Source organism: Bradyrhizobium sp. 172 (assembly GCF_023101065.1).
GTDB lineage: Bacteria > Pseudomonadota > Alphaproteobacteria > Rhizobiales > Xanthobacteraceae > Bradyrhizobium > Bradyrhizobium canariense_D.
The window spans coordinates 218,519-231,676 of sequence record NZ_CP064701.1; the positions used below are offsets into that span (position 1 = coordinate 218,519).

At 64.6% G+C, this 13,158-nt stretch carries 12 protein-coding genes and 1 tRNA gene; 6 read left to right on the forward strand and 7 right to left on the reverse strand.

Going from position 1 to position 13,158, the window contains the following annotated elements:
* The first annotated feature begins 240 nt into the window (after nucleotides 1-240).
* Nucleotides 241-330: transfer RNA gene (locus IVB07_RS01065), tRNA-Ser, on the forward strand.
* Between the two features lie 45 nt (nucleotides 331-375).
* On the opposite strand, the gene IVB07_RS01070 is transcribed toward IVB07_RS01065, so the two are convergent.
* The gene (locus tag IVB07_RS01070) at nucleotides 376-1,287 is read right to left on the reverse strand and encodes a LysR family transcriptional regulator (protein WP_018459865.1); all 912 of its coding nucleotides are present in this window, start codon (nucleotides 1,285-1,287) and stop codon (nucleotides 376-378) included.
* A gap of 111 nt (nucleotides 1,288-1,398) precedes the next feature.
* Here IVB07_RS01070 and IVB07_RS01075 point away from each other — a divergent pair, with 111 nt between their 5' ends.
* From IVB07_RS01075 to IVB07_RS01085, 3 genes are all read left to right on the forward strand, one after another.
* A complete protein-coding gene (locus IVB07_RS01075) occupies nucleotides 1,399-3,039 on the forward strand; it encodes an FAD-dependent oxidoreductase (protein WP_162496289.1) in 1,641 nt (546 codons plus the stop codon).
* A 100-nt stretch (nucleotides 3,040-3,139) separates the two neighbouring features.
* Nucleotides 3,140-4,120: a tripartite tricarboxylate transporter substrate binding protein gene (locus IVB07_RS01080; RefSeq protein ID WP_247295759.1), complete on the forward strand. Its 981-nt coding sequence runs from the start codon at nucleotides 3,140-3,142 to the stop codon at nucleotides 4,118-4,120.
* A 248-nt stretch (nucleotides 4,121-4,368) separates the two neighbouring features.
* Nucleotides 4,369-5,229, forward strand: coding sequence for a DMT family transporter (locus tag IVB07_RS01085; protein ID WP_026233895.1), 861 nt, complete (start codon nucleotides 4,369-4,371; stop codon nucleotides 5,227-5,229).
* A gap of 18 nt (nucleotides 5,230-5,247) precedes the next feature.
* On the opposite strand, the gene IVB07_RS01090 is transcribed toward IVB07_RS01085, so the two are convergent.
* On the reverse strand, nucleotides 5,248-6,183 hold the full coding sequence (locus IVB07_RS01090; RefSeq protein WP_018459869.1) for a LysR family transcriptional regulator: 936 nt from the start codon (nucleotides 6,181-6,183) through the stop codon (nucleotides 5,248-5,250).
* 92 nt (nucleotides 6,184-6,275) lie between these two features.
* Between IVB07_RS01090 and IVB07_RS01095 the strand changes: the two genes are divergently transcribed.
* Nucleotides 6,276-7,130 carry an NAD(P)H-dependent oxidoreductase gene (locus IVB07_RS01095; RefSeq protein ID WP_039801040.1) on the forward strand — a complete coding sequence of 285 codons (855 nt, stop codon included), beginning with the start codon at nucleotides 6,276-6,278 and terminating at the stop codon, nucleotides 7,128-7,130.
* A gap of 20 nt (nucleotides 7,131-7,150) precedes the next feature.
* On the opposite strand, the gene IVB07_RS01100 is transcribed toward IVB07_RS01095, so the two are convergent.
* Both IVB07_RS01100 and IVB07_RS01105 read right to left on the reverse strand, forming a co-directional pair.
* Nucleotides 7,151-8,359, reverse strand: coding sequence for an EAL domain-containing response regulator (locus IVB07_RS01100; protein ID WP_026233896.1), 1,209 nt, complete (start codon nucleotides 8,357-8,359; stop codon nucleotides 7,151-7,153).
* A 545-nt stretch (nucleotides 8,360-8,904) separates the two neighbouring features.
* The gene (locus IVB07_RS01105) at nucleotides 8,905-10,068 is read right to left on the reverse strand and encodes a hypothetical protein (protein ID WP_018459873.1); all 1,164 of its coding nucleotides are present in this window, start codon (nucleotides 10,066-10,068) and stop codon (nucleotides 8,905-8,907) included.
* Nucleotides 10,069-10,408: 340 nt separating this feature from the next.
* On the opposite strand from IVB07_RS01105, the gene IVB07_RS01110 reads away from it, so the two are divergent.
* A complete protein-coding gene (locus IVB07_RS01110) occupies nucleotides 10,409-11,032 on the forward strand; it encodes a helix-turn-helix transcriptional regulator (protein ID WP_018459874.1) in 624 nt (207 codons plus the stop codon).
* An 84-nt stretch (nucleotides 11,033-11,116) separates the two neighbouring features.
* On the opposite strand, the gene IVB07_RS01115 is transcribed toward IVB07_RS01110, so the two are convergent.
* The 3 genes from IVB07_RS01115 to IVB07_RS01125 form a co-directional block, all read right to left on the reverse strand.
* Nucleotides 11,117-11,365 carry a hypothetical protein gene (locus tag IVB07_RS01115; protein ID WP_018459875.1) on the reverse strand — a complete coding sequence of 83 codons (249 nt, stop codon included), beginning with the start codon at nucleotides 11,363-11,365 and terminating at the stop codon, nucleotides 11,117-11,119.
* Between the two features lie 122 nt (nucleotides 11,366-11,487).
* Nucleotides 11,488-11,865, reverse strand: coding sequence for an Hpt domain-containing protein (locus tag IVB07_RS01120; RefSeq protein ID WP_018459876.1), 378 nt, complete (start codon nucleotides 11,863-11,865; stop codon nucleotides 11,488-11,490).
* A gap of 153 nt (nucleotides 11,866-12,018) precedes the next feature.
* On the reverse strand, nucleotides 12,019-12,717 hold the full coding sequence (locus IVB07_RS01125; protein ID WP_018459877.1) for a Crp/Fnr family transcriptional regulator: 699 nt from the start codon (nucleotides 12,715-12,717) through the stop codon (nucleotides 12,019-12,021).
* Nucleotides 12,718-13,158: the final 441 nt, after the last annotated feature.

The window sequence follows — 13,158 nt, forward strand, 5'->3', positions numbered from 1 at the left end:
CCAGTGATTCGGCACCGACGTGCCGCATCGGGCTCGCGCCGGGTCAGTGGCGAACGGCTCAGGCCCATTCCCGCGCAAACCGCCGCCGAAATCCGCGATCGCCCCCGATCATCACCGTGACATCGTGGGTCCAGCCGGAAAACCGGCCCGATTTTCGCCCTCGCAAGCCTTGTCTGGCCCGCCATCCTCGCCTATTAACGCCCGAACCACAGGGGCCATGCTCCTTACTTGGCGCCTTCAGGAGAGGTGGCAGAGTGGTCGAATGCACCGCACTCGAAATGCGGCATAGGTGCAAGCCTATCGGGGGTTCGAATCCCTCCCTCTCCGCCAACATCATCCGCCACAATAAAACGGCTTTCCAGAAAGCTCGGCAGATCAGTCTGATCTTGCCGGCTCTCGCTCCGCCAGCACCGTCCGCGCCGTCGCCACGAACGCCTGCGCGGCCGGCGACAGCGTCCGACCCTGGCGCTGCAGCAGCGACACCGGGCGGGTGATGGCAGGGCGTATCAGCGGCTTTGCGATCAGAGTTGGAAATTGATCGGCCGGCAGCATCGTCGCAGGAAGGATAGCAAGGCCGAGGCCCTGCGCCGTCATGGCGAGCGCGGTGTTGATCAGCGTCACTTCATAGGTCGGGTTGAGGTGCTTGCCCTGGCTCCCCAGCGCCTGATCGATCTGCATGCGTATCCGCGTCTCGCGCCGCATCGCGATCGTCGGCATCTGATCCAATTCGTCCCATGTCAGTGAGCGCCGTGCCGCGAAGTCGGGGGTGCGCCGGCCGATGGCGCTCAGGCGGCCGCGGGTCAGCGTCTCGATCGTCAGCTCCGCGAATTCTCCCTCGACGCTGCCGATCGCGAACTCCGCATCCGTCGCGATCAGACGTGGAACGAGATCGTCGGCGGCGACGTCGCGCATGTCGATTTCGATGTCGGGATAGCCTGCCCGGAATTTTGCCAGCACCGAGGGCAGCAGTGCCGATGCGGTACCGGCTGAGGCGAGAAACGCGACTCGGCCGGCGCGCGCCTGCGCGAGGTCACGCATGCGCCGCGACAGGCCCAGCGCATCGCCCAGCATCCGTTCGGCGGCATGAACTGCCTCGTCAGCGGCCCGCGTCGGCTGCACCGAACGAGTGGAGCGATCGAACAGTTTGACGCCGAGCTGCGCTTCGAGCTGTTGGATCAACAGGCTCGCCGCCGATTGCGTGATCCCCAGCTCGCGCGCAGCCCGCGTGATGCTGCGCGTACGGTACACGCCGGTGAAGGCCTGCAATTGCCGTAAGGTGACGTTCATAGGCAAAGCTCATGAATTGATGAGTTCTTTCCGGCTTATCATAAGCGAGCATGCAATAAAATGCATGCCGTGGTCGGTGAAGCGGCGATCGCCAAGGGATTGGAAACGAACATGAGGACACAGGTGCTGGTGGTGGGCGCCGGGCCCGTCGGATTGACCGCGGCGATGGATCTGGCTTCCCGTGGGATCGACGTCGTGGTCGCGGAGATCCGCCATGCCGGCGATCCGCCCAGCGTCAAATGCAATCACGTCTCGGCGCGTTCGATGGAGATCTTCCGCCGGCTCGGCGTCGCCGCAAAGCTGCGCGACGCAGGCCTGCCCGCAGATTTCCCGAACGACTGCTCCTACCGGACCACGGCGACCGGCATCGAGCTGTGCCGCATCGACATTCCCTCGCGCGCACGCCGCTACAGCGCCACCGGCGGCCCCGACACCTGGTGGCCGACGCCGGAGCCGCCGCACCGGATCAACCAAGTCTATCTCGAGCCGATCCTGTTCAGCCATGCCGCCGCTCAGTCGCGCATCACCATTCTGGCGCGCACGGAAATCACGGACATCGAGCAGAATGACGACCATGTGGTCGCATTGGCGCGCGACCTCGACAGCGGAAGCTCGCTCCGCATCGAGGCTTCCTTTGTGATCGGTTGCGATGGCAGCCGTTCCCTGGTTCGCAGATCGATCGGCGCCAACCTGTCCGGCACGCCGGTGATCCAGCGCGTGCAATCGACCTTCATCGAAGCGCCGCAGCTCAAGGAGCTGATGGGCGCGCACAAGCCGGCCTGGATGGTGCTCTCGCTCAACCCGCGACGCTCAGGCACGACGGTGGCGATCGACGGTCAGGACCGCTGGCTGATCCATAATCACCTGAAGCCAGACGAGCCCGAATTTGATTCGGTCGATCGGGACTGGGCGATCCGCGCCATTCTCGGCGTCGACGAGCGCTTCGAATACCGCGTCCTCAGCAAGGAGGACTGGGTCGGCCGCCGGCTTGTCGCCGATCGCTTCCGCGACCGCAGAGTCTTCATCTGCGGCGACGCCGCGCATCTGTGGATGCCGTATGCGGGCTACGGCATGAATGCGGGGATTGCGGACGCCGTCGACCTGTGCTGGCAGGTGGCGGCGCATCTGAACGGGTGGGCGCCGGCTTCGATCCTGGATGCCTACGAGGCGGAGCGTCAGCCCATCACCGAACAGGTGTCGCGCTTTGCCATGGACCATGCGATGAAGATGATGGCGCAGCGTGGTGGAGTCTCCGCGGAGATCGAGGACGACACGCCGCGCGGCCACGCCGCGCGCGCAGCGCTGGCCAGGGCGGCCTACGATCTCAACGTGCAGCAATATTGCTGTGCCGGATTGAACTTCGGCTACTATTACGATGCCTCGCCGATCATCGCCTATGACGGCGAGACGCCGCCCGCTTACGCGATGGGCAGCTTCACCCCCTCCACCGTGCCGGGCGCTCGCGCGCCGCACCTGTTTCTGCGGGACGGGCGATCGCTCTACGATGCCTTCGGCGTCGGCTACACTTTGCTGCGGTTCGATCCGGCGATCGATGTAGCGCCATTGAAGTCTGCCGCAGAGCAGCGCGGCATTCCGCTCGCGCTGCTCGACATTGCGCCGGACGAAGCGAACGGCGCGTATGCCGAGAAGCTGGTGCTGGCGCGGCCCGATCAGCACATCGCCTGGCGCGGGCAGGCCGCGCCAGCGGACCCACAAGGCTTGCTGACGCGCATCACCGGCGCTTCGGCGTAAGGCGATTTGAAGCGGACGGTCTCGCGGCGAAGTCCGCCGGCAGGTGATTTACAAAGTCGTGGTTCACAAAACAAAAAAAGACTCGCACCAGGAGGGAAACGTGTTTCACGTTGCAAGCCGCCGCATTTTGGCCGTGCTGACGGCCGCGAGTTTCGCCGTGCTGCCGCTGGAGGCGGTCCGAGCGGTCTATCCCGAGCAATTGATCAAGATCATCGTGACCTTTCCGCCCGGCGGCAGCGCCGATACCGTCATCCGCGCGCTCGAACCGCTGGTCACTGCCGAGCTCAAACAGGGTCTCGTGATCGAGAACCGCGCGGGTGCTGGAGGCAACATCGGCATGGCCGCGGTCGCGCAGGGCAAGCCTGACGGCTATACGCTCGGCATTGCGCCGGCAGGCAGCCTGACGGTCAATCCGCATCTCAATTCGTCGATGCCGTTCGATCCGAAGGATCTTGCGCCGATCACCCTGCTCGCGAAAATTCCCTTCGTGCTGGTTGCGTCAGCGAACGTGCCGGCGCATACGGTCGCGGAATCGATCGCGCTCGCCAAGGCCAAGCCGGGCGCGTTGTCGATCGGGCATGGCGGCAATTCGACCGCCATGCACTTGACCGCGGCACTGTTCACGCAGAAGACCGGGATCGCCATGGAGCTGGTCCCCTATCGCGGGACCGCGCCGGCGACGGTCGATGTTCTCGCAGGCCATGTCCCCTTCGCGGTACTGGATATCCCCGCATCGAGGCAACTGATCCTCGAAGGTAAGCTCAACGCCATCGGTGTGTCGTCTGCGCAGCGTCTGTCGTCCTTGCCTGATGTGCCGACACTCGCCGAGAGCGGTATTGCGGGTTTCGAATCCGTTGGCTGGTTCGGGCTGGTTGCTCCGGCCGGCACGCCAGCCGATATCGTCGGCCGGTTGAACGAAGCCTTCGGAAAGGCCCTGAAGGATCCATCGGTGGTCGAGAAGATCCGGACGCTTGGCGCAGAGCCTGCACCGACCTCGCCGGAGGAGTTCAGCCGCTTCATCCAAAGCGAAAGCTCGAAATGGGGCAAGCTGATCAGTGAAGCGGGCATCAAGGCGAATTAAGTGTCCCACGCAGCCCTGCTGCTCGTCGGCAATCATCCCCGGCTCGCCTTCAGCGCCCGCCGCATCACGATCGCGGTCTAGAAACACGATTCCGCCCCGGCGTAAGTCATTGATCTTGCAGCTCCGGCTACTGTGCATGGGGTTGTTTTCGCGCTTTTTGTTGTTGGGCCTTGGGAGGCTTACAGGTAATCGTCGCGACACCGGCTGGCCTCGCCAGTTCGGATCACCACCGACAAGGCGAGATGGGCATGCACTCTTCCGGCAGCGGCTTGGGCAACGGGCTTCTTGGCGTCATCATCTTCAGCGCATCGCTGCCGGCGACCCGCGTGGCGGTCGGCGGGTTTTCCGCGCTGTTCCTGACCTCGGCGCGCGCGGTCATCGCGGCGCTGATCGGTGTGGCCGTGCTCGGCCTGCTCCGTCAGGCGCGGCCGCAGCGCAAGGATCTCGTCTCGCTCGCGATCGTCGCCATCGGCGTCGTGGTCGGCTTTCCCTTGCTGACGGCGCTTGCGCTCCAGCACATCACCTCGGCGCATTCGATCGTCTTCATCGGGCTCTTGCCGCTGTCGACCGCGATCTTCGGCGTGCTGCGCGGCGGCGAGCGGCCGCAGCCGATGTTCTGGCTCTTTGCAATTCTGGGCAGCGCCACTGTCGCCGGCTTTGCGCTGTCCAACGACGGCACCGCATCGCTCACCGGCGATCTCCTGATGGTCGCGGCGATCGTGCTGTGCGGGCTCGGCTATGCCGAAGGCGCCGCGCTGTCGCGCCGGCTCGGCGGCTGGCAGGTGATCTCCTGGGCGCTGCTGCTGTCGCTGCCGCTGATGGTGCCGGTCGCGATTCTAACCTGGCCGTCGACATGGAGCGGCGTCGGTGTGCCCGCCTGGATCGGGCTCGCCTACGTCTCGGTCTTCAGCATGTTCGTCGGTTTCATCTTCTGGTACCGCGGGCTTGCGATCGGCGGCATCGCCCGCGTCGGCCAGTTGCAGCAGCTCCAGCCGTTCTTCGGCCTTGCGCTTGCAGGCCTGCTCCTGCACGAACCTGTGGCCTGGAGCATGATCGTCGCGACCGCGCTGGTGGTCGCCTGCGTCTTCTTCGCACGGCGGTTTGCCTGAGGCCGAATTGATGCGGCCTTACCTCTTGCCCGGTTGCGGCTTTTCAATCCCCGGCAGCTGTGCGATTCCCTCGGCAAGAAAATCGACCAGCAGCCGTACCCGCGCGATGCCGGACCGCTCCGGCACGATCAGCATGTTGAGCGGAACGGACGGCGGCGCGTAGTCTTCAAGCACGCGCTCGAGTTGGCCGGAGGCAAGCAGGTCGTCGACGAGCCAAAGATGCGCCGGCGCAATGCCACGACCGGCCGCGAGCGCCTCGCGTGCGGCAAGCCCGTGATCCACCCGCAGCCGCCCTGCGAAGGGGACCACATGACGGCCGCCGCGGCGCCCGTGCAGCACGAGCACGTCGCTGCCGGCGATGTTCGACATCCTGACACCCTCGTGGCTGGCGAGGTCTTGCGGGCGCGCGGGCCTGCCGCGCGACGCCAGATAGTCCGGTGCGGCCACAAGCACCCGCCGCGACTGACCAAGCAGCCTGAGCTTCATCGAGCTGTCGGGGAGCGGCCCCAGACGCAAAGCGATATCGACACCTTCCCGCACGAGGTCGATCCGCTCGTCGGTCAGGCTGAGATCCACCGCCACGTCCGGATAGCGGTCCTGGAACGCGAAAACCAGACGGCTGACGTGGAGCACGCCGAAGGCGGCGGTGCAGGAGACGCGCACCGTTCCGGCAGGCGCGCCGCGCGTGCTGCGCGCCTCGTCGCCGGCGAGTTCGACCAGGCGCAGGATCTGCACGCAGTCGGCGTAATAGCGGCGCCCCTCCTCGGTCATCGTCACGCTGCGCGTGGTCCGCGTGAGCAGCGGCACGCCGACGGCCTGCTCCAGTTCCCGAAGGTGCCGCGTCACTGTCGATTGGCCGAGACCAAGCTCGCGCGCGACCGCGGACAGGCTTCCGCGCTCGGCGACCCGCACGAAGCTGCGCATGCGTTCGAGCGTCACGTCCGATTTATCCATATTTCGGCATGATCCTATCCATCGGCGACAACTACCGGATTGCAGTCGGAGGCGCTACCTGCTGCTCGCAATCGTCAACCAAGGTGCTGATCATGAAAGTGTTGATCCTCTTCGCTCACCCCGAGCCGCGCTCCCTCAATGGCTCGCTCCGCGACGTTGCCGTCAGAGAACTCGAGGCTGAGGGACACGAGGTGCGGGTGTCAGACCTTTACGCGCAGGGATGGACATCCGAGGTCGGTCGCGCCGATTTTCCGCTGCTGCCGCCGGACGGGCGGCTGGCGCCGGCCGCCGCCTCCAAGCAGGCGTTCGAGTCGGGTACACTCACCGCGGACGTCAAGGCCGAGATCGAGAAGCTGCTGTGGGCGGACGTCCTGATCCTGCAATTCCCGCTATGGTGGTTCAGCATGCCGGCCATCCTCAAGGGCTGGGTCGACCGCGTGTTCGCCTACGGTTTCGCCTATGGCGTCGGCGAGCACAGCGACAAGCGGTGGGGCGACCGTTACGGCGAAGGCAGGCTGGCGGGCAAACGCGCGATGCTGATCGTGACCGCCGGCGGCTGGCAGGAGCATTATTCGGCGCGCGGGATCAACGGGCCGATCGACGACCTGCTGTTCCCGATCAATCACGGCATCCTCTATTATCCCGGCTATGACGTGCTTCCGCCGTTCGTCGTCTACAAGGCCGACAAACTGGACGAAGCGGGTTTCCAAGCGACTGCCGAACGTTTGCGCGAGAGGATGCGAACGCTTGCGACGACATCCCCGATTCCCTACCGGCGCCAGAATGGCGGCGATTACCTGATTCCGAGCATGCGGCTCCGCGCAGGACTCGAGCATTCCGGCGCGACCAGCTTCGCGCTTCACGTCGAACAGGTCGAGGCACGCAGCCCAATGGGTGAAACGAGCTCCGTGCACTCGACGGCTGAGGGGTGCGCGGCAACAGCGTAATCCGCCGCTCGCGCAAGGACTCACCCCATCACCGTCCGCGTCAGCGTGCTCCGCGCAAACTTCTTCAGCGGCATCGGCTTGCCGAACAGAAAACCCTGCACGAGGTCGAAGCCGAGCTCGTTGGCGGCGACGAGGTCGGCGCGGCTCTCGACGCCCTCGGCGATGGCGCGCACGCCATAGCCATGCGAAAGCTCGACGATGTGGCGGCACACCGTGCGCTTGAGGCGATCAGTGCCGCTGCCGGTGACGAAGTGCCGGTCGGCCTTCAGCTTGATGAAGGGAATTTTTCCAAGGTCCATCAGCGACGGCCAGTTGGCGCCGAGATTGTCGACCGACAGGCCGATATTGTGCAGACGCAGTTCGCGGGCGACCTCGGCCAGGAGATCGAGATCGCGGATCGCCTCCTCGCTGTCGATTTCGATCGTCAGCCCGCCGAACGCCGGATGCGTCGGCATGCGCCGGCAGAGATCACGCACGGCTTGCGGCTCCTTCAGATAGGACGCCGGCAAATTGATCGCGAGATCGACCGGGCTCTGCTGCTCCAGTAGATAGTGCCAGTCCTGCATGGCGCGCTCGATCACGAATTCGGAGAGGTCGCGCATATTCGGGTCGTGCTCTTCGGGGATGAAATAGGCGGGCGGCACCACGCCCCAGGTCGGATGCCGCATCCGCACCAGCGCCTCGGCGCTATTGCGAATCAGCGTGCGCGCGTCGATCTTGGGTTGGTACCAGAGCTCGAGCCAGCCGGCGTGCAGGGCCTCGCCGACGTGCACGGCGGGGCTCGGCGCCGGCTCCTCGGGCAACAGCATCGCGACACGGTCGCGCAGCGTCTCCGCGGCAAACGGCGTCGTCAGCGGCGGCAGCATCTTGAGGCCGTATTCCTCGCCGACCTGCTGCACGGCCCTGACGATGATCGACTCGCGGGCGCCCACAGTCAGAACCCTGCCGTCGAAGGCCTCGCGCACCAGCGTCTCCAAAAATTTGCCGGGCTCGATGCCGTCGGCGGCGATGCCGAGCAGGATCAGGTCGGGCAATTCGCTTGTCAGCACGCTCTGCAGCTCCTCGGCACTGGCGCATTCGGTGGTGACGAAGCCGAGATCCTCCAGCACTTCCGCGAGAAACGCGCGAAGATGGCGCTTGCCGTCGGCCACGCAGGCGCGCGGCTTCACCTTTCGCCGTCCGAAGGTTTTCGGCCTTCGTTCGGCGAGTTCTACAATTTCGTCGTTCATCGCAAGCACTCCCGTTCCGTGCCGGTGTGTTAGCGACGTGAGCAGTTTCAAATATGGAAGGCTTCAGTCGATTGTCGAATTATCTGAGTAACGTTAAAGCGCCCATCACGTCTAAAATTATCTGGATCTCGGTCGGGAAGTTTTTACGTCTACCCGCGCGCCGGGCGCAGGGTTGCGACAATCACTGGAGATCTCGCGACGTGCAGTGCGGCTGCATGTACGCGCGCTGTCCTGCAATTGGACCAAGCCACGCGCGCCTCGCCCAATTGAATAATGGAGCGCCTCAATTGCGCGCGACGCGCGCATTTTTCCCGGTTCGCTCGTGACGGTTCTGCGACAATGCGTCGGTGCGCGCTGGCGCCAATGTGAAGCACATCACAAGCGGATTGCTGCACGTGCGCTATTGCTCTGGGCAGCCGGTGGTGGGCTGTCGAGGATCGCAGCAATGACGTCGCGGCGAATAATGTATTGGTGGTTCAGGTTCGTGCTGTCAGGGCGATTTCTCGATCGTTTCCTGTGCCTGCCGCGCGCGCATTAGCGCGGGATCAGGTTTGGCCGATCAGCTTGCGCAACGCGGCCGCGCCGTCCTCAATCGCATCGCGTCCCTTCCAGGCCAGATAGGACAGCTTGCCACCGAGCGTGTCGTGGCTGCGCAGCCGGCGCGAACCGAGAATGTGGCCGACATTGGAGGGGAAGCGGCTCACCTCGGCGGACACCAGCGCCGCGATCGCGTCCATCAATTGCTGGAGCCGAATGCCCCATTCGCAATGCTCGATGCCGTCGATCCGCACCTTGAGCGCATATTCGGTCTCGTAGATCTCGGCGAGCAGGTCGCGCGCAATCAGCACCCGGTTGTGCCGGAGCGCGATGCGCAAGGCGAGGCGCCTGTCGTCGAGCTGGTCGAGCACCATGTGAACGACGCAGGCATAGGGCGCGGCGGCGACATCGGCGGCGCCCTTGCTCGCTGCGGCCTTGGTGGCAAGACGCACCAATTGCCAGAACGTCTTCAGCCGCCTCGCCACCAGCGTCAGCGCGAACGGCAGCGCCTCGGGATGGGCCTTCTTGAAGGCGTCCAATCGGGCGGTGATCTGATCAACCGTGCCGTCGTCGAACTTCGCGATCTTCTCGGGCAGCCTGTCGTTGAACTTCGGCAGCGCGGCGCCGGCGCGCAGCACATGTTGGATCTTCTTCACGTCCTCGAAGGCGGTGTGCGATGCCGTGTATTGCGCGAGCTTGCCGCGCGCGAACTCGGTGCTCTCCGCTGATGCGAGGGTGCTTTCGAGAACCTTGACGACCTTGGTCTGGAAGGTCGATGCGATCTTCAGCACTTCCTTCTGGTTGTTGGCGGCGACCTGGTCGTTGATCGCCTTGATGTAGTCGCGTGCCATGGTCGGCAGCAGGTCGCGGCAGATCCACTCCCAGATCGGGGTGAGGGTGTTGCGCGAGATCCGCCCCATGTTGGCATGCTCGGGCGCGCCGTCGATCAGAAGCAGCTCGAGCGGCGCAAAGAAATGGCGCGAGGGACTGGTGGCGCGCGCCTGGTTCGATCCGTCCTTGCGAAATTCGGCGCGCAACCGGGACTGCAGGTCGGACGAGCCCGGCATGTCGATGCCGCACAGCTCAAGCCGTTCGAGCTCGCTGAGCAGGCAGCTGCGCGACAGCGGCGTCAGCTTCTGCAGGAAGTTCGATAGCTGGTCGATCTCGTTCATGGCACGCAATCTTCCGCAACGTTTCCAGCAGGCCTACCGACCCCATGCATGGAGGCATTTGCGCGCTCTCAATTGCGACATAGAGAAGCAAGCCGCCGTTAATATATCCGTAAAATCCAAGGCCGCAGGTAATCGGCGCGGATCTGATCGTTAAGAAGGCGTCGAGCGACCCGTCTATCAATTGGGCAGGTTCAGCAACCTAAGAATGTTGAGGGACGTTGCCACTCAAGCATAAAGTGTGCCTGTGCCGGGGTTTCAGCACAAAACTGCCAAATTCACCGTAGTCTTACGGAGCAAAAAGTTAACTACAGACCGCGTTGGGTTCCGCTAAACGAGTGACATGGGGTCACAGAATGATACGGCCACTGATTCGCGGCCGTCGGAATGGTACGAAAGCAACGCCGCTCCAACTGAAGAGCTCGATGCCGTCCGTCTGAACGCCGCCCGTGCCAAGGCGGCCGACGAAATGGCAGCCGCCATCGCCCGCGAGCTCAACGGTCCCCTCACGGCGCTCCTGCTCTACATGGGCGAGATCAAGCATCACAGCGATCAGCTCGCGCCGGTGACGGGCGACCGTGCCTATTTGCAGCGGGTCGTGGAGAATGCGCTAGTGCAGACCGAGCGGGTTTGTGGCCTCGTCAAACAGCTTGCCGGTTCTCACACGGGTGGCCTGCCGATCGCGTCCAGGGCCGAGGGCGCCGAATCGAAGTTCGCGCGCGCGCCACAGCTGCAGCGCGTGCCGAGCGCCGAAATCCTCGGCCTGTCAGGCCAGAAGCGGCTGACCAAGCGCGAGCGCGAGGTGCTGAGGCTGATCAGCGAGGGTTATTCGAACAAGCAGGGTGCGCTTCGGATGCAGATCAGCCCGCGCACCTTCGAGAGCCATCGCGCCGAGGCGATGCGGAAGCTCGGTGCGCGCAACACGGCGGACCTCGTCCGTGCGGCGCTGCTGCATTCGATCGACTGAAGGGCCTTGCGTCGGGCCGCCCGGCAGCGGGCGAGGGCCAAGCGTGAGGCATTTCTCGAAAAAGACCCGCGGCTCCGACCGTGCTCAGAAATAATCTTCGGCGAAGGGACGCGCGCGCGACGAGGGCCGCAGCGGCTTGAGCTCGTCCTTCGGCACGTTGGGAATGATCGTGATGGTCCAGCGGGGCGGCATGCTCGATTCCTGCTCCAGCACCGAACGTACGAAGCCGGTCACCGTCGCCTCGCCAGCGGCCACCGTCGCCATCCGGCCGTTGAACTGTGCGATGCGGAAGCGGCGAACTTCTTTCTGGTCCGCGGTCTCGTAGGTGAACATGGAAACCCTCCTGGTTTCCGGCGACTATCGCTGCCTATGATTAGCCATCTGTGAAAATCCCAAGCCGTAGAAGTACGGCGGGCATGCACGCGTGAGTGGTTGGAGCGTTTCGAGCGAGCGCGTCAGCCCTCCGGCTCCTGCGCGCGCGCGGCAGCGTAGGCGGCGTCCATCAGGTCCAGGAGGTCGCAAAATCCGGCGTCGCCGAGCCTCTCCGCGGTCTTCTCCAGCCGCAGCGCCAGCACCGCGAGCCTGACATAGCCGAACGTTCCGGCCGCGCCCTTCAGCGAATGCGCTTCGCGGGCGATCCTGCCGTGGTGCTGCGCGAGCGAGAGCGTGCGGAACGATTGCAGACGCGCGCAGGTTTCGCTCCAGAACACGTCGCGCACTTCGCAAGCACCATCCTCGCCGATCTCGCGCACCAGCGCCTGGTACGCGCCCGGCTCGCGCGCGGGTTCGGCATCAAGCACTGTTTGCGCAGGCGCGACGGTGACTTCGAACATGGTTTGGCCTGCCTTGATCACGGTTTGCCGCCGGCCCGTACAGGCGCGCGCGGCACATCCGTGTCTACGGCATCTGGATTTCAGTTCCGGTAGCAGGACATTCCGTGTTTGCGGGCCGGAATTAGCGGCCGGTTTACCACGCCGCAGCGCCAGTCAGCGCGGGCCGAGCAGCCGGTCATACTGCGCCTTCACGGTGGCGTAGCATTCGCACGCCGTCTGGCGCAGGCCGTCCAGGTTGAGGATCTGGATGTGTCCGCGGCTGTAGTTAATGAAATTCGCCTGCTGCAAGGTGTTGGCGACCAGCGACACGCTGTTGCGCCGAGCGCCGATCATCTGCGCCATCGCCTCCTGGGTCAGCAGCAGCCGGTAGTCGCCGGAGAGGTCATGGGTGTGGAGCAGGCAGCGCGACAGCCGTGACTCCACCGGATGAGCGGCGTTGCAGCCCGCGGTCTGCTGCACCTGCGCGTAGACCGCCAGTCCGTGACGCGTGAGCAGCGTCCGCAGGGTGCAGCTCTGGTCGGCCGCGACGCGCAGCCGGTCGAGGTCCATCATCGAGGCGGAGCCTGGAACCAGCACGATGGCCGTGTTCAGCGCGCAGGCATCGCCCATGATCGAGAGCGTTCCGAGCAGGCTGTCGCGGCCGATCATGGCGACTTGCACGTGCTCGCCCCTGGCGAGCTCCACCACCAGCGAGATGACGCCGCGATGGGGAAAGTAGGCGCGCTTGAGCGTTTCGCCGGTCGCGACCAGCACCGCGTCGTGCGGCAGATCGCCCGTCCGCAGGTGGGGGCGGATCAATTCATAATCGTCCGCCGACAGCGCGGACAGGAAACCGTTGGAGGAACGTACCATTGTTTCCAAAGTAGCCTCCCGTCTCCCGGACCAGCACGGGAAACTGCTTGTCGTTCGGCCACGTTCCATCATGTTCCCGTCGGGATATATTGGCAATTGGGACAAGACGTCCGATCGCAGTCAGTGCCGCTGCACGTCGGCCTCGCCAAGACAGATTCCCTGACCCAATTCCTACCGAGCTGGGAACCAGCAGATCCAGATGGTGCGGCTGGAGAATCGGTTTGGAGCTTGTTCGCGGTCATGGTTGATCCGGCGCGTTTCAAGGTCATCCGCGCCGCGTCGTCGTCATGGAGTTGCCTTGGCGCCGCGTGGCCGCAGATTCCGCGTCAATCGTCTTTCCGGCTCCGCCAAGGACGCTCTCAACAGTCCATTTCTCGAGCAAAGGAGCATGGCGTGCGCCACGGTTCAATTATTGAATCGCCAAATCGGGAAGCTCAAACG